This window comes from Methylobacterium sp. PvP105, assembly GCF_017876975.1.
In the GTDB taxonomy this organism is placed as follows: Bacteria; Pseudomonadota; Alphaproteobacteria; order Rhizobiales; family Beijerinckiaceae; genus Methylobacterium; species Methylobacterium radiotolerans.
Window position 1 is genome coordinate 1303500 of record NZ_JAGIPA010000001.1, and the last position, 22516, is coordinate 1326015.

A 22516-nucleotide genomic window follows, 5' to 3' on the forward strand; every position below is an offset into this window, starting at 1 on the left:
TCGCCTGCCGATAGAGCCGTGCCGAGCAAACCCCTCCCTGCCGACCGAGGAAGCGGTGGCGCCCACAGCCTTCGCCGTCCACGAAGGCTTGCTCAACATCTCCCGAATTGCGAACCGTTCCAATCCGGTGACGATGCCGCCTCCGGTGTAGCGTGGTGCGGGGACGATCGCGGTGAGCGGCGAGGGATTGGTTGCGGCGACGGCGGCGCTGCTCGTGCTGTGCATGGGCCTCTGGTCGACCGCGCTGCTGCCCGAGATCGTCACGGCGCTCGCCTTCTTCGGGATGGCGATGCTGCTGCGGCTCGGCTCTGCCGCCACGGTGTTCTCGGGCTTCTCGTCCTCCGCCTTCTGGCTCGTCCTGTCCGGCATGGTGGTCGGGCAGGGCATGACCCGAACCGGCCTCGGCGCCCGGATGGCGCGGACGCTCGCGCTGCGGCTCTCGGGTTCCTACGGGCGCTTCATCGCCGGGCTGGTGACGCTGAGCTTCCTCATCGCCTTCGTCATGCCGTCGAATCTGGGCCGCATCGCCCTGATGATCCCGGTGACCCTGGCACTCTGCGACGCCTTCGGGCTCGCGGCCGGGCGCCCTGGGCGTACCGGCGCGGTCCTGGCCGTCGGCCTCGCCACGCCGATCCTGTCGGCGGCGATCCTTCCCGCCAACGTCCCGAACCTCGTCATGGCCGGCTCGGCGGAGCACCTGCTCGGCCTGCATCTCTCCTACCTCTCCTACTTCCTCCTGCACGCCCCGGTCCTGGCCCTGGTGAAGGGCGTGCTGCTGGTCGCGCTGATCGTCCGGTTATTCCCCGACGACCTCGCCTCGGCCGCTCCGTCGCTGGCCGAGCGGCCGCCGCTCTCGGCGCCCGAGCGGCGCCTCGCGGTGATCCTCGCCTGCACCTTGATCCTCTGGATGACCGACAGCCTGCACGGCCTCGCGCCCGCCTGGGTCGGCCTCGCCGCCGCGGTGGTCTGCCTGCTGCCCCGGATCGGCGTGCTTCCGCCGGAGGCGTTCCAGCAGGTGAATCTGCGGACCTGCTTCTACATCGCGGCGCTCCTCGGCCTCGTCGCTCTGGTCAATGAGACCGGGCTGGGCGAGCGCCTCGGCCATCTGCTTCTGACGGTGGCGCCGCTGGCGCACGACGCGCCGACGCAGAACTTCGCGGTGCTCACAGGCATCGCCACGGTGCTGACCCTCCTCGTCACTGCCAACGGCGCCCCGGCCCTCTACACGGCTCTGGCGGGCGAGATGACGGAGGCGAGCGGCCTGTCACCACTGGCGGTCGTCTCGCTGCAGGTGATCGGCTACTCGACCGTGTTCTTCCCCTATCAGGCGCCCCCGATCGTGTTCGCGAGCGAACTCGGGCGGGTCCGTCTCCGGGACGCGACGCGGCTGACCCTGAGCCTTGGGGTGCTGTCGCTGCTGGTGGCGGCGCCGCTGGACTACGCGTGGTGGCGCATCCTGGGACAGCTGAAGTGACAGAATCGGCAAAGTGTTGCCCCGGACGGCACATTGCGCCGCACCATGGCGGATTGCGGGTTGCCCGCTCAGCCACTAGCGCTACCAGATTAGAGACGGTCCAGTTCGCAGCTGCGAGGCTTCAACCCGATGGCACCCACCGCCCGCCCGACAGTGGCACAGCCGATGTCGCCGCATCTCCAGATCTATCGCTGGACCTGGACGATGGCGATGTCGGTGTTCCACCGCATCACCGGAACCGCGCTCTATGGCGGGACTGCTCTGGTCGCGATCTGGCTCGTGGCTCTGGCTTCGGGCCCGGTCGGCTACTCTTACGTGGCCGGCTTCTTCGGCTCGATCTTCGGGCGCCTGATCCTGTTCGTCTACACGTGGATCCTGATGCACCACATGCTCGGCGGCATCCGGCACCTGATCTGGGATACCGGCGTCGGGTTCGACCGCGACAAGCGTCTCTCGATGGCCCGGCTGACGCTGATCGGCTCGGTGGCCCTCACCCTCGTCATCTGGGCGGTCGCCCTTCTGGTCCGCTGAGGAGGCCGACATGGCTAAGGAAGAGGTCCGGCAGGACACGCGCGTCTCGATCCGCACCCCGCGCGCACGGGTGCGCGGCCTCGGCGTCTCCCATCACGGCGCCGACCACTGGTGGCTGCAGCGGCTGACCGCCGTCGCCAACGTCGTGCTGATGCTGAGCTTCGTGGTGATCATCGCCAAGATGGCGGGCCGCGGCTACGCGGAGGCGCGGCTCCTCGTCGCGACCCCCCTGGTCTCGATCCTCCTGATCCTGGCGCTGCTGTCGGTGACGGTCCACATGCGCCTCGGCATGCAGGTGATCATCGAGGACTACGTGCACGCGCCGGCGACGAAGATCGCGGCGGTGTTCGCCAACAACGCTTACGCGGTCGTCGTGGCCGTCGCCTGCCTCTACGCGGTCCTGCGCATCGGCTTCGGACAGCCGGCCTGACCCCGCCAACAACGATCTCGAGGAGCCGAACATGGCCGCCAACGGCACCAACGGCAGCGGGCCTGCCTACACCATCCACGATCACGCCTTCGACGTCGTGATCGTCGGCGCGGGCGGCGCCGGCCTGCGCGCCACGGTCGGCTGCTCGGAGGCGGGCCTGCGCACCGCCTGCATCACCAAGGTGTTCCCGACCCGCTCCCACACGGTGGCAGCGCAGGGCGGCATCTCGGCCTCCCTCGGCAACATGGGCCCGGACGACTGGCGCTGGCACATGTACGACACCGTGAAGGGGTCGGACTGGCTCGGCGACCAGGACGCCATCGAGTATCTCGTGCGCAACGCGCCCGCCGCCGTCTACGAGTTGGAGCACTGGGGCGTGCCCTTCTCCCGCACGGAGGAAGGCAAGATCTACCAGCGCCCGTTCGGCGGCATGACCACGGACTACGGCAAGGGCACCGCCCAGCGCACCTGCGCGGCGGCCGACCGCACCGGTCACGCCATGCTGCACACCCTCTACGGGCAGGCGGTGAAGAACCAGACCGACTTCTTCATCGAGTACTTCGCCCTCGACCTGATCATGGACGACGAGGGCCGCTGCCGCGGCGTGATCGCGCTCGATCAGGCCACCGGCGAGATCCACCGCTTCCGCGCCCAGATGACCATCCTGGCGACCGGCGGCTACGGCCGCGCCTACTTCTCGGCGACCTCCGCCCATACCTGCACGGGCGACGGCAACGCCATGGTGCTGCGCGCCGGCCTGCCGCTGCAGGACATGGAGTTCGTGCAGTTCCACCCGACCGGCATCTACGGCGCGGGCTGCCTGATCACGGAAGGCTCCCGCGGCGAGGGCGGCTACCTCACCAATTCCGAGGGCGAGCGCTTCATGGAGCGCTACGCGCCGTCGGCGAAGGACCTCGCCTCGCGCGACGTCGTCTCGCGCTCCATGACCATGGAGATCCGCGACGGCCGCGGCGTCGGCAAGAACAAGGACCACATCTACCTGCACCTCGACCACCTGGACCCGAAGATCCTGCACGAGCGCCTGCCGGGCATCTCGGAATCCGCGCGGATCTTCGCGGGCGTCGACGTGACCAAGGAACCGATCCCGGTCATCCCGACCGTCCACTACAACATGGGCGGCATCCCCACGAACTATCACGGCGAGGTGCTGACGCTGCGCGACGGCAACCCCGACACGGTGGTTCCGGGCCTGATGGCGATCGGCGAGGCGGCCTGCGTCTCGGTCCACGGCGCAAACCGCCTCGGCTCGAACTCGCTGATCGACCTCGTGGTCTTCGGCCGCGCCGCCGGCAAGCGCTGCGCCGAGATCGTCGAGCCGAACGGCCGGGCCATGGAGCTGCCGAAGGGCGCGACCGACAAGGCGCTCGAGCGCCTGGACCGGTTCCGCTACGCCAACGGCTCGACGCCGACAGCCGAGCTCCGCGCCGAGATGCAGAAGACGATGCAGAACAACTGCGCCGTGTTCCGCACCGGCGAGGTGCTGGAAGAGGGCAAGGGCCTGATCCACAAGGTCTGGAACGCCGCCGCCGACGTGAAGGTCACCGACCGGTCGCTGGTCTGGAACACCGATCTCCTCGAGACCCTGGAGTTCGACAACCTGATCGGTCAGGCGGTGGTAACGATGGAATCGGCCGCCAACCGCACCGAATCCCGCGGCGCCCACGCGCGCGAGGACTTCCCGGACCGCGACGACAAGGACTGGATGAAGCACACGCTGTCCTGGCTCGACGAGAGCCGGCATCAGGTAAACATCGACTACCGGCCGGTCCACACCTACACGATGTCGAACGAGATCCAGTACATCGAGCCGAAAGCGCGCGTGTACTGATCTGCAACTCTGCACCACGACTGCGGCGGCGGGGCCTTGCCCCTCCGGCCGCCGCGTCCTGCTCTAGCGGAAGCCGTCGAGAACCATGGCTCAGTTCAACCTTCCGAAGAACTCCCAGATCACGCAGGGCAAGTCCTGGCCGGCCCCGCCCGGCGCCAGGAACCTGCAGACCTTCAAGATCTACCGGTGGAACCCGGACGACGGGGCCAATCCGCGGATCGACACCTACCAGGTCGACCGTGAGGATTGCGGCCCGATGGTCCTGGACGCGCTGCTGTGGATCAAGAACAAGGTCGACTCGACGCTGGTCTTCCGCCGCTCCTGCCGCGAGGGCATCTGCGGCTCCTGCGCGATGAACATCGAGGGGCAGAACGCGCTCGCCTGCACGATGGGCATCGACGAGTGCAAGAGCCCCGACAACGCCCTGCCGGTCATGACCCGCAAGGACAAGGACGGGGCGATCCGCATCTACCCGCTGCCGCACATGCCGGTCCTGAAGGACCTCGTGCCGGACCTGACGAATTTCTACGCCCAGCACGCCGCCATCGAGCCCTGGCTCCAGACGGAGACGCCCGCGCCCGAGAAGGAGTGGCGCCAGACGCCGGAGGACCGGTCCCGCCTCGACGGCCTCTACGAGTGCATCCTGTGCGCGTGCTGCACCACGTCGTGCCCGAGCTATTGGTGGAACGGCGACAAGTTCCTCGGCCCCGCGGCCCTGCTCCAGGCCTATCGCTGGCTGATCGACTCGCGCGACGAGAACACAGGCCACCGCCTCGACGGGCTGCACGATCCCTTCCGGCTGTATCGCTGCCACACCATCATGAACTGCGCCAATACCTGCCCGAAGAGCCTGAACCCGGCGAAGGCCATCGCCGAGATCAAGAAGATGATGGTCGAGCGCACGCTCTGATTGCAGAGTCCGGCCGGGCATGAGGCCTGAGGGCCACACTCGGCCGAAAAGGCCGGCTCTCCGCAGCGGAGTCGGCCCGGGCTGGGAGCGCTGCCTTGCGGTCAGCGCAATTGGCACGGAGTCAGGGTCGAAGCGCCTCCGCGCTCTGAAGCCTGATCCGAAGTGGACCGATGCTGCGCCCGAGCCTGTCGACGTTCGCCGTTCTCTGTCTGAGCGCCAGCCTCGGCGCCTGCGCCTCGAGCCGCCTCGACGGTCCGCGCACCCGGGGTCCGTCGCCCCAGGCGTCCCTCGACACCGTGCCGGCCATGCCGTCGGGCACCGTGACGGCGGCCCCGCTGGCGCCGCCGCCCGGCGTCGCCGCGAGCCCCGACGCGCCGCCCCCACCCGGCGCCCAGGTGGCCGCGACGCCGCCCGGTGGTCCGACCGTGATCGCCGAGCCGGTCGCGCCGCCGCCGCCGCCGCCACCGGTCGCCACGGGCGGCCGCTCCGCGGTGGTCGGTAGCTGGGATGCCCGGGACGCGACCGGGGCGAACTGCAAGGTCACGCTCTCGAGCACGCCGGCCCTCGACCTCTACCGGGCGACGGCCTCGGGCTGCGCCAACAAGGATCTGGCGCGGGTCTCGGCCTGGGACTTCCGCGACGGCGAGGTCTACCTCTACCAGCCGGGCGGCTCGGTGGCGGCGCGGCTTCGCCAGGGCGGCGGCGGCCTGGAAGGCGCCCTGACCAAGTCCGGCGCGGCGCTCGCCCTCAACCGCTGAGGCCGCGCGGCGCGACCACGCCGCGCGGTTGGCGCGCGGCGGGAGGCGCTTACATGAGGGGCTCCCGCCGCGTCACGCCTCCGTAAACATGTTCCTCGATTGGCTTGAACGCCGCGTCGACCCCTTCGCGCCCTTCGACGAGGCGCGGATGCCGCCGCGATCGGTTCTCGGTTTCGCCTGGTTCTACCTGCGCCCGATCCGCGCCGCCCTGGCGGCGCTGTTCGTCATCGCGGTGGTCGCCGGCACGGTCGAGGCCTCCCTCTACCTCGTGATGCGCTGGTTCATCGACCTGCTCGGCTCGGCCGACCGGGCGACGGTGCTGTCGGACCACGCAGTCGAGCTCGGGCTGGTGGTCCTGCTGATCGCCGTGGTGCGACCGCTGTCGATCTGGGCCCACGAGGTGCTGTCCAACCAGCTCGTCGTGCCGCAATCCACCAGCCAGATCCGCTGGCGGGCGCATCTCTACACCCTCGGGCACGCGCTCTCGTATTTCCAGGGCGACTTCTCGGGCCGTCTGGCCAACCGCGTCGTCCAAGTGGGCCCGGCGGTGCGGGAACTCGCCGTCGTCTTCATCGACACGCTGCTGTACGTGGCGATCTACGCGATCACCGCGGTCGGGCTGTTCAGCGCGATCTCGCCATGGCTCGCGGTCCCGGTGCTGCTCTGGATCGCCGCCTACGCGGCCCTGACCGCGTGGTTCGTGCCCCGGGCCCGGGCGCGCTCGCACAAGACCGCCGACACCCGCTCGACCCTCATCGGCCGCATCGTCGACAGCTACACCAATATCCTGACGGTGAAGCTCTTCGCCCGCGATCGCGAGGAGCGGGCCGCCGTCCAGGACGCCGTGGAGGTCCACACCTCCGCCTACCTCCACCAGTTCCGGCTGGTGACCCTGACCACGAGCCTTCTCGGGCTGCTCAACAGCGCGCTGCTGATCGCCACCGGCGCCGCCTGCCTCGTCCTGTGGCGCGACGGCGGCATGAGTACCGGCGAGGCTTCGGCGGGGCTCGCCCTGGTCCTGCGCCTCATCGCCATGTCGGGCTGGGTCATGCAGACCGTGCGCGGCGTCTTCGAGAACGTCGGCGTGGTCCAGGAGAGCATGCAGACGATGGCCCGGCCGCACGGCCTCGTCGACGCGCCGGACGCGCGGACGCTGACCGTCACCGGCGGCGAGATCCGGTTCGAGGAGGTCGGCTTCCACTACGGGCGCGGCGACGCCACCGTCATCGAGGATTTCTCCCTGACGATCCGTCCGGGCGAGAAGGTCGGGCTGGTCGGCGTTAGCGGCGCGGGCAAGTCGACCCTGGCGGGCCTGCTCCTGCGGCTCTACGACGTGGAGAGCGGGCGCATCCTGGTGGACGGCCAGGACATCGCGACGGTGACGCAGCAATCCCTGCGCGAAGCGATCGCGATGGTCAGCCAGGACACGTCCCTGCTGCACCGCTCCATCCGCGACAACATCGCCTACGGCCGCCCCGGCGCGACCCAGGCGGAGATCGAGCGGGCGGCCCGCCTCGCCCACGCGGACGCGTTCATCGCCGACCTCGTCGACCACAAGGGCCGGCGCGGCTACGACGCCCAGGTCGGCGAGCGCGGCGTCAAGCTATCCGGCGGGCAGCGCCAGCGCATCGCCATAGCCCGGGTCATGCTGAAGGACGCGCCGATCCTCATCCTGGACGAGGCGACCTCGGCCCTGGACAGCCAGGTCGAGGCGGCGATCCAGGACTCCCTCGACACGCTGATGGCCGGCAAGACCGTGCTGGCGATCGCGCACCGCCTGTCGACCATCGCGGCCCTCGACCGACTGGTCGTGATCGACCGCGGCCGGATCATCGAGGAGGGGACGCATGCCGAGCTGGTCGCCGCCGGCGGCGTCTACGCCGGCCTCTGGTCGCGCCAGTCGGGCGGTTTCCTCGACGACGGGACGCCGCGGTACGACAGCGTGGTCGCCTGAGTGGTGCGCTGGCGCGATTGCCGGCAACATACCGCTACGATCGAGGGGCGACCTTATCGCCGCGCCGCACCCAGCGGCTTGACTCGGGGGCGGCAGACGGTCTCATTGCTCAGATTAGAACCATAATGCTTTGTTCCCGGACCGAGCCGGGACGAGGGCACCTGCGGCCCTGACGCCGACGCATGGAGTTCCGAACCTTGGCGAACACATCAGCCGCCGCTCCCGCGGTCTCTGGTCATGACGGCAGCCGCCGTGACTTCCTGTTCCTGGCGACCGGCGCCGGGCTGGCGGTCGGGGCGGGGGCCGCCGTGTGGCCGCTGATCTCTTCCATGGCGCCCGACGCCGACACGATCGCCGCGGGCGCGCCGATCGAGGTCGATCTCACGCCGATCCAGGACGGCCAGATCGTCAACGTCTTCTGGCGCGGCAAGCTGATCTTCGTGCGCAAGCTGACCGCCAAGGAAGTGGCCGACATGAAGGCGGTCCCGCTCTCGGCGATGATCGATCCGGCCGCCTTCCCGACGCGGGTCAAGAGCGGCCACGACCAGTGGCTCGTCGTCTACGGCAATTGCACGCATCTCGGCTGCGTGCCGATCGGCCACCAGGGCAATTTCGAGGGCTGGGCCTGCCCGTGCCACGGCTCGCAGTTCGACGCGGTGGGCCGCGTGCGCCACGGACCGGCGCCCATCAACCTGCCGATCCCGCCCTACGCCTTCGAGACGGATTCGAAGATCCGGATCGGCGAGGGCGGCAAGGAAGCGGCCTGAGGAGGACGGAAGCATGAGCGCGACAGCCAGCACCTACGTCCCCAAGAGCCGCGTGGCCAAATGGTTCGAGGCGCGCCTGCCCATCGTCGGGCTGGTGCACTCCTCGTTCGTGGCCTTCCCGGTTCCCCGCAACCTGAACTACTTCTGGACCTTCGGGGCGATTCTGATCGCCTTCCTCGGCATCCAGATCGTCACCGGCGTCTGGCTGGCGATGCACTACGAGCCTTCGGCGACGGGTGCCTTCACCTCCGTCGAGAAGATCATGCGCGACGTGAATTACGGTTGGCTGCTGCGCTACGCGCACGCCAACGGCGCGTCGATGTTCTTCGTCGCCGTGTACCTGCACATGTTCCGCAACCTCTACTACGGGTCCTACAAGGCCCCGCGCGAGGTGCTCTACATCCTCGGCGTCGTGATCTACCTGCTGATGATGGCGACGGCCTTCCTCGGCTACACGCTGCCCTGGGGCCAGATGAGCTTCTGGGGCGCCACCGTCATCACCAACATCCTGGCGGCGATCCCGGTGGTCGGCGACACGATCCAGACCCTGCTCTGGGGCGGCTACTCGGTCGGCAATCCGACGGTCAACCGCTTCTTCTCGCTGCACTACCTGCTGCCGTGGATGATCGCCGGGGTCGTCGTGCTGCACGTCTGGGCGCTGCACGTCACCGGCCAGAACAACCCGGTCGGCATCCCGATCAAGTCTGGCAAGGACGCGGTGCCGTTCACACCCTACGCGACGATCAAGGACGTGTTCGCCGTCTGCGTGTTCATGATCCTGTTCTCTTGGTTCCTGTTCTACCAGCCGAACTATCTCGGCCACGCCGACAACTACATCCAGGCGAACCCGGCGGTGACGCCCGCGCACATCGTGCCGGAATGGTACTTCCTGCCGTTCTACGCGATCCTGCGCGCGGTCCCGAGCAAGCTCGGCGGCGTGATCCTGATGTTCTCGGCGGTGATCATCCTGGCCTTCGCGCCCTGGCTCGACACGTCGCGGATCCGCTCGTGCAACTACCGGCCGCTCTACCGCCAGTTCTTCTGGGTCTTCGTCGGCGCCACGCTGCTCCTCGGCTGGCTCGGCTCGCAGCCCCCGGAGGGCGGCTACGTGCTCGCCGCGCAGGTCTGCACCGCCTACTACTTCGCGCACTTCCTGATCGTCATGCCGCTCTGCGGCCTGTTCGAGACGCCGAAGAAGCTGCCGGGCTCGATCCTCGAGAGCGTGACCGGGCCGGGCAAGCAGGTGAGCGGGTCCGGCATGCCGGCCGGCGCCGCCGCCGCTCCGACCACCAAAGGCTGACGGGCTGACGACAGGACCATGATGATGACCCGCGTCCTCTCGACGACCGCCGCGGCCGCCCTGGCGGCCCTGCTGATCGGCGCCGTGCCGGTCTCCGCCCAGGAAGGGCATGGCGGGCCGATCCCGGCCCGCGTGAACTGGAGCTTTGCCGGCGTGTTCGGCCGCTTCGACACCGCGCAGCTGCAGCGCGGCTTCCAAGTCTACAAGGAAGTCTGCTCCGCCTGCCACTCGATGAAGCTGGTCTCCTTCCGCAACCTCGCGCAGGAGGGCGGGCCGCATTTCTCGGCCGGGCAGGTCAAGGCGCTGGCCGCGACCTACCAGGTGAAGGACGGGCCGAACGATGCCGGCGACATGTTCGACCGTCCGGGCCGGCCGGCCGACACGTTCCCGCCGCCGTTCCCGAACGACCAGGCGGCCGCCGCCGCCAACGGCGGCAAGGCACCGCCCGACTTCTCGGTCATCGCCAAGGCGCGGACCTTCTCCCGCGGCTCGCTCTACTTCCTGACCGACTGGCTGCCCTTCGTCGGCTACTCGGAGCAGGGGCCGGACTATATCCATGCCCTGATCAACGGCTACGAGGATCCGCCGAAGGACTTCGCGCTGCCGGAGGGCGGCCACTACAACAAGTACTATCCCGGCCACATCATCGCGATGCCACCGCCGATCACCGACGGGCAGGTCTCGTACCCGAAGAACGATCAGGGCCAGCCGGTCGTGCCCGAGACGGTCGACCAGTACGGCAAGGACGTTTCGGCCTTCCTGATGTGGGCGGCCGAGCCGCACATGATGGACCGCAAGGCCCTGGGCTTTCGGGTGATCCTGTTCCTGATCATCCTGTCGGGGCTGCTCTACTACGTGAAGAAGAAGATCTGGGCCGATGTCGGCGGCGAGGTCCACGGCCTCCAGCCGGAGCTGCACAAGACCTACTGAGGCCGGCCAGATCGGTCCGCTGTTCGGATGGGCCTCCCTCGGGAGGTCCATCTTTTTTTTGGTCGGCTCTCCATGCTACCGCTCGCCCGCCGCGACGGTCCTCCTTCCGACACTGCCCGTCCCCTGCACCACCTCATCCTGAGGTGATCGCGTCATCGGGCCTCGAAGGCGGGCTCCAGGGATCAGAGCGGCTTCGGGAGGTCTCCTTCGCGGCCTCCGCATTGCTCCGGCACCTCGGGATGAGGTGCCGGGTGGGATAAGCCGCGCTGCCGAGGCGTCGCGCGTTGAGGGATACCGGCATGAGCGCAGCGGTACTGGGTGTCATGGGTGGCTCCGGCGTCTACGACCTGCCGGGTCTCGAGGACGTGCGCGAGGAGCGCGTGGCTTCGCCCTGGGGCGAGCCCTCGGACGCCCTCCGCGTCGGGCGGATCGGCGACACCAAGGTCGTGTTCCTGGCCCGCCACGGGCGCGGCCACCGGCTCTCGCCGTCGGGCATCAACTACCGCGCCAATATCGACGCCCTGAAACGGGCTGGGGTGACCGACCTCGTCGCCCTCTCGGCCTGCGGCTCGTTCCGCGAGGACCTGCCCCCGGGCCTCTTCGTGCTCGTCGACCAGTTCGTCGACCGCACGCACGGGCGCGCCTCGTCGTTCTTCGGCGACGGCTGCGTCGCCCACGTGTCCCTGGCCCATCCGGTCGGCCCCGGCCTGCAGGCGCGGATCGCCCAGGCCGCGAAGGCCGAGGACATCGCGGTCCATCGCGGCGGCACATATGTCTGCATGGAGGGGCCGCAATTCTCCTCCCTCGCCGAGTCCCGCGCCTACAAGGCCCAGGGCTTCGACGTGATCGGCATGACCAACATGCCCGAGGCCAAGCTCGCCCGCGAGGCGGAGATCACCTACGCGACGATCGCGATGGTGACCGACTACGATTGCTGGCACCCCGGCCACGACGCGGTCGACGTCGCCTCGGTGATCGCGGTCGCCCGCGCCAACGCCGACAAGGCGGCACGCCTCGTGGCCCGCCTCGCCCGCGACTTCCCGGCCGAGCGCGAGCCGTGCCCTGCGGGCTCGCACCGGGCGCTCGACGGCGCGATCATGACGGCGCCCGCCGTCCGGGACCCGGCACTGCTCGCCAAGCTCGACGCCGTGGCGGGGCGTGTCCTCAACGGCTAGCCGGCGGCCCTTTCCATTCGGCGACGAGTCCCTCTAGAAGGCGCGGGCGGCCCTGGCCGCCCCCGACGCGAAGTCCAGACCGAAATGCGCAGCGCCTCCATCAGCCGGAAGACCGCGGAGACCGACATCGCGGTCACCGTCAATCTCGACGGGACCGGGCGGTCGAACATCGCCACCGGGATCGGCTTCCTCGACCACATGCTGAATCTGCTGGCGCGGCACGCCCTGTTCGACCTGGACGTGAAGGTCGACGGCGACCTGCACATCGACCAGCACCACTCGGCCGAGGATTGCGGCATCGCCCTGGGGCAGGCCTTCGCCAAGGCGCTCGGCGACAAGCGCGGGGTCACGCGCTACGCCGACATCCACCTGCCGATGGACGAGGCGCTGACCCGGGTCTGCGTCGACATCTCGGGCCGGCCCTTCCTGGTGTTCCGCACGACCTTCCGAGTGGAGAAGATCGGGACCTTCGACACCGAGCTGGTGCGCGAGTGGTTCCAGGCCTTCGCGATGAATGCCGGCCTGACCCTGCACGTGGAGACCCTCTACGGCGACAACGCTCACCACATCGCGGAGAGCTGCTACAAGGGGCTGGCCCGCGCCTTGCGGACGGCCGTGGCGATCGATCCGCGGGAGGAGGGGCGCGTTCCCTCCACCAAGGGCTCCCTGTAGACCTGTTGTCGCCGGGCGCCCGGATCGGCCACGCGGCCGTCGCGGCGCACGCTGTCGGAGTTTCGCGATGCGGATGCGCAGCTACACGCTCCACCTGCCGGCCGACGCGCGGCCGGGCGAATCGCTCGGGCTCGACCGGGCGCTGCTGGTGCGGGACGGCTTCTCCTGGCCGGCCTTCGCCTTCACGGTGCTGTGGTTCCTGTTCCACCGGCTCTGGCTCGCCGCTCTGCTCGTGCTCGTCGGGCTCGTGGCGCTGGCCGCCGCCGGTACCGCCCTCGGGCTGCCGGCCGGCGCCGGCCTGATCGTCACCCTGCTGGCCGGCTGGCTGATCGGCCTCGAGGCTTCGAGCCTACGCCGCTGGACGCTGGCGCGGCGCGGCTGGCCGGCGCGCGACGCGGTGGTCGCCGCGACGCCCGAGGAGGCCGAAGCCCGGGCTCTGAACCGCTGGCTCGAGGCGAGCCCGGCCGCGCCGCGGGCCCCGTTCCCGAGCGGCCCCAGCCGGCGGGCCGAGCCGGTGATCGGGCTGTTCCCCGCCCAGGAAGGCGCCCGGTGAGTTCCCGGGCGAGACGCGCATGAGCACCGAGACCGTCGCGATCATCGATTACGGGTCGGGCAACCTCCACTCCGCCGCCAAGGCCTTCGAGCGCGCCGCTCGCGAGAGCGGGCGCGACGCGCGGATCTGCCTGACCTCGGACCCCGACGTGGTGGCCGCGGCCGACCGCGTGGTGCTGCCCGGTGTCGGCGCCTTCGCGGATTGCCGCCGCGGTCTCGACGCCGTCCCCGGCATGGTCGAGGCGATGACGCAGGTCGCCCACGGGGCCGGCCGCCCGTTCCTCGGGATCTGCGTCGGGATGCAGCTGCTGGCGAGCCGCGGGCTCGAGTACACGACCACGCCGGGGCTCGGCTGGATCCCCGGCGACGTCGGTCCGATCCGGCCGTCGGACCCGGCGCTGAAGGTCCCCCATATGGGCTGGAACACCCTGCGGACCGAGCGCGACCACCCGCTGCTCGCCGGTATTCCCACCGGCGAGGACGGGCTGCACGCGTACTTCGTGCACAGCTACGCGCTGAAGGCGGAGCGCCCGGACGACGTGGTGGCGCGCGCCGAGTACGGCGGCCCGGTCACCGCCCTCGTCGCACGCGACAACGTCGCCGGCACGCAGTTCCACCCCGAGAAGAGCCAGCGGCTGGGCCTCGCGCTCATCGCCAACTTCCTGAACTGGCGCCCGTGAGCGCCGTTCGGCCCAGGCAAGAAGGACGGAAGCGCCCGTGATCCTGTACCCGGCGATCGACCTGAAAGAGGGGCGTTGCGTCCGCCTCATCCAGGGGGACATGGCGCAGGCCAAGGTCTTCGGCGACGATCCGGCCGCGCAGGCCGCGATCTTCGAGGCGCAGGGCTTCTCCTGGCTCCACGTGGTCGATCTCGACGGCGCCTTCGCGGGGGCGCCTCGGAACGCGGAGGCGGTCGACGCGATCCTCGCGCGGGTGAAGATCCCGGTCCAGCTCGGCGGCGGGATCCGCGAAATGAAGACCCTGGAGGGCTGGCTGAGCAAGGGCGTCGCCCGGGCGATCATCGGCACCGCGGCGGTGCGCGATCCCGGCTTCGTCCGGGAGGCCGCCCGCAAGTATCCCGGGAAGATCGCGGTCGGCATCGACGCCAAGGACGGCCGCGTCGCGGTCGAGGGCTGGGCGCAGACCTCCAGCATGACCGCGGAGGAGCTGGGGCGCCGGTTCGAGGACGCGGGCGTCGCGGCCATCATCTACACCGACATCGCCCGCGACGGGATCCTGAAGGGCCTCAACGTCGAGATGACCCTGGCGCTCGCCCAGGCCGTGCGCATCCCGGTGATCGCCTCGGGCGGCCTCGCGTCGATCGACGACGTCCACCGCCTGCTGAAGCCGGATTGCGCCCTGATCGCGGGCGCGATCACCGGCCGGGCGCTCTACGACGGCCGCATCGATCCGGAGGCGGCCCTGGCCGCGATCGCTGCGGCGCGCGGCCCGGTGGCGTGATATCCAGAGACTCGCGACATGAGACGCCGCCCGTGCTGAAGACCCGCATCATCCCCTGCCTCGACGTGAAGGACGGGCGCGTCGTGAAGGGCGTGCGCTTCGAGGGCCTGCGCGACGCCGGCGATCCCGTCGAGGCCGCCAAGGTCTACGACGCGGCCGGCGCCGACGAGCTGTGCTTCCTCGATATCACCGCGAGCCGCGAGGCCCGCGGCACGCTGCTCGACATCGTCAGCCGGACTGCCGAGGCCTGCTTCATGCCGCTCACGGTCGGCGGCGGCGTGCGCACCGTCGAGGACGTGCGCGCGCTGCTGCTCGCCGGCGCCGACAAGGTCGCGATCAACACCGCGGCCGTGAAGGATCCCGACCTCGTGGCCCGGGCCGCCGAGAAGTTCGGCGCGCAGTGCATCGTGGTGGCGATCGACGCCAAGCGCGTCTCGCCCCCCGGCACGCCGGCCGCCTGGGAGATCTTCACCCACGGCGGCCGCGACCCGACCGGGATCGACGCCGTGGCCTTCGCGCGCCTCGTCGCCGAGAAGGGCGCGGGCGAGCTGCTCGTCACCTCCATGGACAAGGACGGGACCCGCTCCGGCTACGACCTCGCCCTCACGCGCGCGATCAGCGACGCCGTCACCGTGCCGGTGATAGCCTCGGGCGGCGTCGGCGGCCTCGACGACCTCGTGGCCGGCGTGGCCGAGGGCGGCGCCAGCGCCGTGCTGGCGGCCTCCATCTTCCATTTCGGGCAGGCGAGCGTCGCCGAGGCGAAGGCGCACATGGCGGCGGCCGGTCTAGCCATGCGCCTCGACGGTCCGGCCTCTTCCGCGAGGGCGCCCCTGTGAGCAGCTACCTTCTGGCGAACGCCAACCTCCTCGATCCCGCGACCGGCCGCGAGACCGCCGGCGCGGTGCTGGTGCGGGACGGCCGCATCGCCGACATCGCCGCCGGCGCGGCGCCGGGCGCCCCGGCCGATGCGAAGCGCGTCGACTGTGCCGGCCGCGTGCTGACCCCGGGGCTGATCGACATGCGCGCCTTCGTGGGTGAGCCGGGAGCCGAGCACCGCGAGACCCTGGCCTCGGCGAGCGCCGCGGCGGCGGCGGGCGGCGTCACGACGCTCGTCTGCATGCCCGACACCAACCCGGTGATCGACGAGCCGGCCATCGTCGACTTCGTGCTCCGGCGAGCCCGCGACACGGCGAGTGTCAACGTCCTGCCGGCGGCCGCCATCACCAAGGGGCTGGCCGGCCGGGAAATGACCGAGTTCGGCCTGCTCAAGGAGGCCGGCGCGGTCGCCTTCACGGACGGGCTCCGGGCCGTGGCCAATGCCCAGGTGCTGCGTCGCGCCCTGACGTATGCCCGGGATTTCGACGCGCTGATCGTGCAGCACGTGGAGGAATCCGCCCTCGTCGCCGAGGGCGTGATGAACGAGGGCGAGCTCGCCTCGCGCCTCGGGCTGATGGGCATCCCCCGCGAGGCCGAGACCGTGATGCTGGAGCGCGACATCCGCCTCGTGCGGCTGACCGGCGCCCGCTACCACGCGGCGATGATCTCCTGCGCGGATTCGGTGGAGATCGTCCGCCGGGCCAAGCAGGACGGCCTGCCGGTGACCTGCGGCGTCTCGGTGAACAACCTCGTCCTCAACGAGAACGACATCGGCCATTACCGCACCTTCTGCCGGCTCTCGCCGCCCCTGCGCCACGAGACCGACCGGCAGGCGGTGGTGGGCGCCCTCGGCGAGGGCGTGATCGACGTGGTCGTGTCCGACCACAACCCGCAGGACGTGGAGACCAAGCGCTTGCCCTTCGCCGAGGCGGCGGACGGGGCGCTCGGCATCGAGACCCTGCTCGGCGCCGCGATGCGCCTCGTCCACACCGGCGACCTCGCGTTGCCCAAGCTCGTCGCCGCGCTCACCGTCAATCCGGCACGGATCCTCGGCCGCGAGGCCGGCCGGCTGGCGGTGGGCGCCCCCGCCGACCTGGTGCTGATCGATCCCGACCTCCCCTACGTCCTCGACAAGCGCCGGCTGAAGTCGCGCTCCAAGAACTCTCCCTTCGACGAGGCGCGCCTCCAGGGCGCGGCGGTGCTGACGCTGGTCGGCGGCCGGATCGTCCACGCGGTCGACGACCTCGCGGCGGCCGCATGATGCCGCCGGATCTCGCGACCCCGGCCGCCCTCGGCGGTCTCGCCCTCGGCTACGCCCTGGGCTCGATCCCGTTCGGGCTGATCCTCACGAAGTTCGCCGGCCTCGGCGACGTGCGGGCGATCGGCTCCGGCAATATCGGCGCCACCAACGTGCTGCGCACCGGCCGCAAGGGCCTCGCCGCGGCGACGCTGCTGGGCGACGCCCTCAAGGGCACGGCGGCCGTCCTCATCGCGCGCCAGCTGGGCGAGGGCCCGGCGCTCGCCGCGGGGCTCGGCGCCTTCCTCGGCCACCTCTTCCCGGTCTGGCTGGGCTTCAAGGGCGGCAAGGGCGTCGCGACCTTCATCGGGGTACTGCTCGCCTTCAGCCCGCTTGCCCTCGCGGCGTTCGCGGCGATCTGGCTCGGGCTCGCCTTCGCGCTCAGGTACTCGTCGCTGGCGGCGCTCGCCGCCTCGGCGGCTACGCCCCTCGTCCTCTGGGCGCTCGGTGCCCCGACACAGGCCTTGCTGTTCCTGCTCCTCGGCCTGCTGCTATGGTGGAAGCACGCGCCCAACATCCGCCGACTCGCGTCCGGCACCGAGGGGCGCATCGGCCAGAAGGGCTGAGTGCCGGCGCGCCGCGCCGACCTTCGGGCAGGGTTGGGGGTGGTGGATGCAGCTCACCGAGGCCCAGCGGCTCGACTGGCTGCGACTGATCCGGACCGAGGGCGTCGGCCCCCGCACCTTCCGGAGGCTCGTGAACCGGTTCGGCGGCGCGGCCGCCGCCCTCGAGGCCCTGCCGGAGCTCACCGGCCGCCAGGGACGGCGGGTCGTGCCACCCACCCGCGGCGAAGCCGAGGCCGAAGTCGCGGCCTTGACGCGACTCGGCGGCCGGCTGGTCGCCACCGGCGAGGCGGAGTACCCGCGGCTCCTCGCCCAGGTCGACGCCGCGCCGCCCCTCCTGGCCCTGCGCGGCGCACCGATCCTCAACCGGCCCGCCGCCGCCCTCGTCGGCTCGCGGAACGCCTCATCGGCGGGGCTCGCCTTCACAGAGCGCCTCGCCCGCGGTCTCGGCGAAGCCGGCCTGACGGTGGTCTCCGGCCTCGCTCGCGGTATCGACGCTCGGGCCCACAAGGCCAGCCTGCGGACCGGCACGGTCGCCGTCATGGCCGGTGGTCAGGACCGGATCTACCCGGCGAGCCACGCCGCCCTGGTCGAGGCGATCCTGGCGGAGGGCGGCGCCGTCCTCGCCGAGATGCCGATGGGCTGGGAGCCCCGCGGGCGCGACTTTCCTCGGCGCAACCGGATCATCTCCGGCCTGTCCTACGGGACCGTGGTGGTGGAAGCCGCCCGGCGCTCCGGCTCGCTGATCACGGCGCGGTACGCCCTCGAACAGAATCGGGAGGTCTTCGCCGTCCCGGGCTCGCCGCTCGACCCGCGCGCCGAGGGCACCAACGACCTGATCCGCCAGGGCGCCACCCTGGTCGCCGAGGTGTCCCACGTCCTCGAGGTGCTGGGCCCGATCATCGAGCGCGGCCCGGACGCCGAGGCGACGCCGGCGCGCGCGCGGCCGGACCTCGCCGAGCAGCCGGACTTCTGGGACGAGATCGCCCTCGACGCGGACGACGCGCCGCTTCACCCGCTCCCGCAGCGGCACGCCGGCGCGTCCGCCCCGAGCCCCGCCCGGGACGACCGGCCACCGGAGCCGCAGGACGACCGGGCGCGGATCGTCGCGCTGCTCGGCCCGAGTCCGGTCGGCACCGACGAGCTGGCGCGGAGCGCCGGGGTCGGTGCCCGGATCGTGCAGAGCGTGCTGCTGGAATTGGAGCTCGACGGACGGATCGAGCGCCACGGCAGCGGCACCGTCTCTCTGATCAGCGGCTGAGGGACCCGTCCTCGGTGTCGTCGTCCGCGTCGGCGTCCGCGAGGTTGCGCATGACGTCGAGGCAGCCCTGGAGGATGTAGGCGGCGGCGAGCTTGTCGACGAGCTGGCCGCGCCGCGCCCGCGAGGCGTCGGCCTCGATCAGCGCGCGGGTGACCACGGCGGTCGAGAGGCGCTCGTCGAAGAAGACGTGGGGCAGGGGGAGGATCGGCGCGAGGTTGCGCATGAAGGCGCGGGTCGACTGCACCCGCGGCCCCTCACTGCCGTCCATGTTGAGCGGCAGTCCGACCACGAGGCCGCCGACCGCGTGCTGCCGGCACAGGGCGGCGAGCCGCTGCGCGTCGGGGGTGAACTTCACCCGGCGGATGGTCTCAAGCGGTGTCGCGATCTGGCGGCCGAGATCCGACAGGGCGAGCCCGATCGTTTTGGTGCCGAGATCGATGCCGATCAGGCGGGCGCCGCCGCGGGATTCGGCCGCGAAGGCGCGGATCGCGTCGAAGTTCATGACTCCGCCTGCGCGGCGCGCGCGAGGGTGGCCTCGGTGACGCCCTCGAAGCGGGCGGGGAGGGGCTCCGAACCCGGTCCCAGGACCAGCGCCGCGGACGGTGCCGTGACCCGGGTGAAGAAGTCGTCGAGGCTCTCGCCGCCGAACCGCACCGTCTCCAGGTCGGGCGCGAGCAGCCAGACGTCGTATTCCCCGTCGGTCCCGGTGACGTCCCAGAACAGGAAGCTGCCATCCTCGCCGGTGCCGAAGAAGCAGGCGCGCTCGACGATACCGGCATCGCCGCCCTCGACGTCGAAGCGATGCGGCTCCGCGCCGTCCTCGAGCATGGCGACCGCGGCGCCGACGCTGTGGGCGATGAGAGCCGCTTGGCTCACCAGATCGCAGGCCTCGAACGGCGCCGGCACGGCGACGCGGAACTGTCCTCCCGCGAGGCCGACGCCGCAGCTCCGGCAGAAGTCGCGATAGGAGGCCGGGAGGGCGAAGCCCAGCGCCTCGGACGCGCGGTCGAGGGCGGCCGCGTCCGGTACGAAGCCCGGCGCGAGCTCCTCGAAAACCTTGTCCCACATCGCTCCCGCTCCACCGTCCACAGGCTTCGGCTCCTCCGCAGATCGCCCCCGGTGCGCGCGGAGCCGTTCGCGTCTAGGTAGGTTAATGTTCCGTTAAACCACGCTAAAGGGGCCCGCCTTGTCGACGAACGGCCAGCTCTCCTGTTCCGCACCGCACGGGCGCCGGCGGGCGATGCCGCGCAAGCACCGCTGGATGCTCCTCCTCGCCTTCGAGGTCCTGGTCGCGGGCTTCACCCAAGCCATGATCCAGCCGGTCCGGCAACCGGGAATCACCATCGAGATGTCGGTGACGCCCCACCACGTCGTGACCTGACCCGCCCCGCATCACGCCGCCCCGCTCGGCTCGACCCGATGCCCTCGGGCGGCGCGCCGCCCGTCGGCCCCGAGCGTGTGGCGGTGTCCACCCGCGTTGCGGCGCGTCGAGAGCCGATGCTATAGCCCGACCGACTTCGGGAAAGTGCTCCCGGCAAGGGACGAACGGGACGGCATGTCGGTCGACGAGAAGACGGTTCGGCGCATCGCGCATCTGGCGCGGATCGCGGTCACCGACGACGAAGTCGGGCCCCTGCAGGGCGAGCTGAACGCCATCCTGGCCTTCGTCGAGCAGCTCGGCACGGTCGACGTCGCGGGCGTCGAGCCGATGACCTCGGTGACGCCGATGGCGATGAAGAAGCGCGAGGACGTCGTCACGGAGGGCGGCCGCGCCGCCGACGTCGTCGCCAACGCGCCCGAGACCGAGGACAATTACTTCCTGGTCCCGAAGGTGGTCGAGTAGGCCGAGCGCGGCCCGGACCTTGCGGACCGGATTTCTGGCGGGCAGGCGCGCGGCGCGCGCGAGGACGTGAACAGCGTGGATCCGAACGAACTTACCCTGGCCGAAGCGCGCGACGCCCTCAAGGCGAAGCGGATCTCGGCCCGCGAGCTGACCCAGGCGCATCTCGACGCCATGGCGAAGGCCCGGGTCCTGAACGCGTATATCCGGGAGACCCCGGACCGGGCCCTGACGATGGCCGAGGCCTCCGACCGGAAGATCGCGTCCGGCGAGGCGCGGCCGCTCGAGGGCATTCCCCTCGGCATCAAGGACCTGTTCTGCACGCACGGCGTGACGACCACGGCGGGGTCCAAGATCCTCAAGACCTTCGAGCCGCACTACGAATCGGCCGTGTCCGCCAATCTGTGGCGCGACGGCGCCGTGATGCTGGGCAAACTGAACCTCGACGAGTTCGCCATGGGCTCGTCCAACGAGACCAGCGCCTACGGCAACGTGATCTCGCCCTGGCGGCGCGCGGGATCGGACGCACCGATCGTGCCCGGCGGCTCCTCCGGCGGCTCCGCCGCGGCGGTCGCCGCGCGGCTCTGCCTCGGCGCCACCGCGACCGATACCGGTGGCTCCATCCGGCAGCCCGCTGCCTTCACGGGCACTGTGGGGATCAAGCCGACCTACGGGCGCTGCTCGCGCTGGGGCACGGTGGCCTTCGCCTCCTCCCTCGACCAGGCGGGCCCGATCGCCCGCACGGTGCGCGACTGCGCCATCCTCCTCGGCTCCATGGCGGGCTCCGACGCCCGGGACACGACGTGCGCCGACCTCGCGGTACCCGATTTCGAGGCCGCGGTGTCGCGGGGCGTGAAGGGCCTGACCATCGGCATCCCCAAGGAATACCGGGTCGACGGGATGCCCGCCGAGATCCAGAAGCTCTGGGACGAGGGGGCCGCGTGGCTGAAGGCGGCCGGCGCGACGATCAAGGAGATCTCGCTGCCGCACACCTCCTACGCGCTGCCGGCCTACTACATCGTGGCCCCGGCCGAGGCCTCCTCGAACCTCGCCCGCTACGACGGCGTCCGCTACGGCCTGCGCGTGCCCGGCAAGGACATCGCCGGGATGTACGAGAACACCCGCGCCGCCGGCTTCGGCCGCGAGGTGAAGCGGCGGATCATGATCGGCACCTACGTGCTCTCGGCCGGCTACTACGACGCCTACTATGTCCGCGCGCAGAAGATCCGCACGCTGATCAAGCGCGACTTCGAGGCCGCCTACGCGTCCGGCGTCGACGCGATCCTGACGCCGGCGACGCCGTCGGCCGCTTTCGGCATCGGCGAGAAGGCCTCGGCCGACCCGGTGGAGATGTACCTCAACGACGTGTTCACCGTGACGGTGAACATGGCCGGGCTTCCCGGCATCGCCGTGCCGGCCGGTCTCGACGGACAGGGCCTGCCGCTGGGCCTGCAACTTATCGGCCGGCCCTTCGATGAGGAGACGTTGTTCGCGGTCGCGCAGGTGATCGAGGACTCCGCCGGCCGGACGGTCCTTCCCGAGCCGTGGTGGTCATGACCGTCCCGTACTATCCCTGGACGGTCTGGATCTGGGCCGGCTTCGATCCGGCGCTGATCGTGGTGGCGGTCTATCTCGGCTGGACCGCCAGCCAGTTCGGCAAGGTCTTCATCGCGGCGATCGCGGCGCTCGGTTTCTCGGTGCTGTTCTCCTACGCGGTCAGCGCCGCCGGCATCCCCTGGCCGGCGCCGATCACCCACGACGGCCCGACCTTCTTCCCGGTGCGCGCCGTCGCGGCCCTGCTCTGGGCGATCCTGGGCTACGGCGCCCGGCAGGCGGTCGGACGCCGCGCTTGACCCTGCGGGCAGGGGCCTCCTAGAAAATCTCTCGCTCGACGCACGCGACGACGCCACCGTCTC

General features: G+C 70.8%; 25 protein-coding genes. 23 read left to right on the forward strand and 2 right to left on the reverse strand.

Going from position 1 to position 22516, the window contains the following annotated elements:
* Positions 1 to 223: 223 nt before the first annotated feature.
* From J3A75_RS06210 to dprA, 19 genes are all read left to right on the forward strand, one after another.
* Positions 224 to 1474, forward strand: coding sequence for an SLC13 family permease (locus J3A75_RS06210; protein ID WP_245364562.1), 1251 nt, complete (start codon positions 224 to 226; stop codon positions 1472 to 1474).
* A 129-nt stretch (positions 1475 to 1603) separates the two neighbouring features.
* The gene (gene sdhC, locus J3A75_RS06215) at positions 1604 to 2005 is read left to right on the forward strand and encodes a succinate dehydrogenase, cytochrome b556 subunit (protein ID WP_012317464.1); all 402 of its coding nucleotides are present in this window, start codon (positions 1604 to 1606) and stop codon (positions 2003 to 2005) included.
* A gap of 10 nt (positions 2006 to 2015) precedes the next feature.
* Complete coding sequence (gene sdhD / locus J3A75_RS06220) at positions 2016 to 2435, forward strand: succinate dehydrogenase, hydrophobic membrane anchor protein (protein ID WP_024831123.1); 420 nt, start codon at positions 2016 to 2018, stop codon at positions 2433 to 2435.
* A gap of 31 nt (positions 2436 to 2466) precedes the next feature.
* Positions 2467 to 4284 carry a succinate dehydrogenase flavoprotein subunit gene (sdhA, locus tag J3A75_RS06225; protein ID WP_012317466.1) on the forward strand — a complete coding sequence of 606 codons (1818 nt, stop codon included), beginning with the start codon at positions 2467 to 2469 and terminating at the stop codon, positions 4282 to 4284.
* A gap of 85 nt (positions 4285 to 4369) precedes the next feature.
* Positions 4370 to 5194 carry a succinate dehydrogenase iron-sulfur subunit gene (locus J3A75_RS06230; protein ID WP_024831121.1) on the forward strand — a complete coding sequence of 275 codons (825 nt, stop codon included), beginning with the start codon at positions 4370 to 4372 and terminating at the stop codon, positions 5192 to 5194.
* Between the two features lie 170 nt (positions 5195 to 5364).
* Positions 5365 to 5952, forward strand: coding sequence for a protease inhibitor Inh/omp19 family protein (locus tag J3A75_RS06235; protein WP_053620285.1), 588 nt, complete (start codon positions 5365 to 5367; stop codon positions 5950 to 5952).
* 88 nt (positions 5953 to 6040) lie between these two features.
* Positions 6041 to 7906: an ABC transporter ATP-binding protein gene (locus tag J3A75_RS06240; RefSeq protein ID WP_209649812.1), complete on the forward strand. Its 1866-nt coding sequence runs from the start codon at positions 6041 to 6043 to the stop codon at positions 7904 to 7906.
* Between the two features lie 182 nt (positions 7907 to 8088).
* Positions 8089 to 8673 carry a ubiquinol-cytochrome c reductase iron-sulfur subunit gene (gene petA, locus J3A75_RS06245; RefSeq protein ID WP_234741283.1) on the forward strand — a complete coding sequence of 195 codons (585 nt, stop codon included), beginning with the start codon at positions 8089 to 8091 and terminating at the stop codon, positions 8671 to 8673.
* A 13-nt stretch (positions 8674 to 8686) separates the two neighbouring features.
* Positions 8687 to 9973 (forward strand): cytochrome b, encoded by a 1287-nt coding sequence (locus J3A75_RS06250; RefSeq protein ID WP_012317471.1) that lies wholly within the window; start codon positions 8687 to 8689, stop codon positions 9971 to 9973.
* A gap of 18 nt (positions 9974 to 9991) precedes the next feature.
* On the forward strand, positions 9992 to 10903 hold the full coding sequence (locus J3A75_RS06255; protein ID WP_024831119.1) for a cytochrome c1: 912 nt from the start codon (positions 9992 to 9994) through the stop codon (positions 10901 to 10903).
* Between the two features lie 299 nt (positions 10904 to 11202).
* Positions 11203 to 12078 carry an S-methyl-5'-thioadenosine phosphorylase gene (locus tag J3A75_RS06260; protein WP_012317473.1) on the forward strand — a complete coding sequence of 292 codons (876 nt, stop codon included), beginning with the start codon at positions 11203 to 11205 and terminating at the stop codon, positions 12076 to 12078.
* Positions 12079 to 12162: 84 nt separating this feature from the next.
* On the forward strand, positions 12163 to 12750 hold the full coding sequence (hisB, locus tag J3A75_RS06265; protein ID WP_209649814.1) for an imidazoleglycerol-phosphate dehydratase HisB: 588 nt from the start codon (positions 12163 to 12165) through the stop codon (positions 12748 to 12750).
* 67 nt (positions 12751 to 12817) lie between these two features.
* Positions 12818 to 13303 carry a DUF2628 domain-containing protein gene (locus J3A75_RS06270; protein ID WP_083460885.1) on the forward strand — a complete coding sequence of 162 codons (486 nt, stop codon included), beginning with the start codon at positions 12818 to 12820 and terminating at the stop codon, positions 13301 to 13303.
* 19 nt (positions 13304 to 13322) lie between these two features.
* Entirely contained in the window at positions 13323 to 13982 is a 660-nt protein-coding gene (hisH, locus tag J3A75_RS06275; protein ID WP_012317476.1) for an imidazole glycerol phosphate synthase subunit HisH, read from the forward strand.
* Between the two features lie 37 nt (positions 13983 to 14019).
* Positions 14020 to 14763, forward strand: a complete 744-nt coding sequence (gene hisA, locus J3A75_RS06280; protein WP_012317477.1) for a 1-(5-phosphoribosyl)-5-[(5-phosphoribosylamino)methylideneamino]imidazole-4-carboxamide isomerase — start codon at positions 14020 to 14022, stop codon at positions 14761 to 14763.
* Positions 14764 to 14795: 32 nt separating this feature from the next.
* Positions 14796 to 15599 carry an imidazole glycerol phosphate synthase subunit HisF gene (gene hisF, locus J3A75_RS06285; protein ID WP_053620281.1) on the forward strand — a complete coding sequence of 268 codons (804 nt, stop codon included), beginning with the start codon at positions 14796 to 14798 and terminating at the stop codon, positions 15597 to 15599.
* The gene (locus tag J3A75_RS06290) at positions 15596 to 16900 is read left to right on the forward strand and encodes a dihydroorotase (protein WP_029360477.1); all 1305 of its coding nucleotides are present in this window, start codon (positions 15596 to 15598) and stop codon (positions 16898 to 16900) included. Before hisF ends, J3A75_RS06290 begins: the two co-directional genes overlap by 4 nt.
* Positions 16900 to 17502 carry a glycerol-3-phosphate 1-O-acyltransferase PlsY gene (plsY, locus tag J3A75_RS06295; RefSeq protein WP_041372485.1) on the forward strand — a complete coding sequence of 201 codons (603 nt, stop codon included), beginning with the start codon at positions 16900 to 16902 and terminating at the stop codon, positions 17500 to 17502. The genes J3A75_RS06290 and plsY overlap by 1 nt, the downstream gene beginning before the upstream one ends.
* A 46-nt stretch (positions 17503 to 17548) precedes the next feature.
* The gene (dprA, locus tag J3A75_RS06300; protein ID WP_209649816.1) at positions 17549 to 18760 is read left to right on the forward strand and encodes a DNA-processing protein DprA; all 1212 of its coding nucleotides are present in this window, start codon (positions 17549 to 17551) and stop codon (positions 18758 to 18760) included.
* On the opposite strand, the gene ruvX is transcribed toward dprA, so the two are convergent.
* Positions 18750 to 19262 (reverse strand): Holliday junction resolvase RuvX, encoded by a 513-nt coding sequence (gene ruvX / locus J3A75_RS06305; protein ID WP_012317482.1) that lies wholly within the window; start codon positions 19260 to 19262, stop codon positions 18750 to 18752. The two genes, dprA and ruvX, sit on opposite strands and share 11 nt — an antisense overlap.
* Positions 19259 to 19828 carry an SMI1/KNR4 family protein gene (locus J3A75_RS06310; protein WP_053620280.1) on the reverse strand — a complete coding sequence of 190 codons (570 nt, stop codon included), beginning with the start codon at positions 19826 to 19828 and terminating at the stop codon, positions 19259 to 19261. Before J3A75_RS06310 ends, ruvX begins: the two co-directional genes overlap by 4 nt.
* Before the next feature lie 172 nt (positions 19829 to 20000).
* Here J3A75_RS06310 and J3A75_RS06315 point away from each other — a divergent pair, with 172 nt between their 5' ends.
* From J3A75_RS06315 to J3A75_RS06330, 4 genes are all read left to right on the forward strand, one after another.
* Complete coding sequence (locus J3A75_RS06315; protein ID WP_012317484.1) at positions 20001 to 20141, forward strand: hypothetical protein; 141 nt, start codon at positions 20001 to 20003, stop codon at positions 20139 to 20141.
* 174 nt (positions 20142 to 20315) lie between these two features.
* Entirely contained in the window at positions 20316 to 20603 is a 288-nt protein-coding gene (gene gatC, locus J3A75_RS06320) for an Asp-tRNA(Asn)/Glu-tRNA(Gln) amidotransferase subunit GatC (RefSeq protein ID WP_012317485.1), read from the forward strand.
* Positions 20604 to 20678: 75 nt separating this feature from the next.
* On the forward strand, positions 20679 to 22157 hold the full coding sequence (gene gatA, locus J3A75_RS06325) for an Asp-tRNA(Asn)/Glu-tRNA(Gln) amidotransferase subunit GatA (protein WP_209649818.1): 1479 nt from the start codon (positions 20679 to 20681) through the stop codon (positions 22155 to 22157).
* Positions 22154 to 22453 carry a hypothetical protein gene (locus tag J3A75_RS06330; RefSeq protein WP_012317487.1) on the forward strand — a complete coding sequence of 100 codons (300 nt, stop codon included), beginning with the start codon at positions 22154 to 22156 and terminating at the stop codon, positions 22451 to 22453. Before gatA ends, J3A75_RS06330 begins: the two co-directional genes overlap by 4 nt.
* The last annotated feature ends 63 nt before the right edge of the window (positions 22454 to 22516 follow it).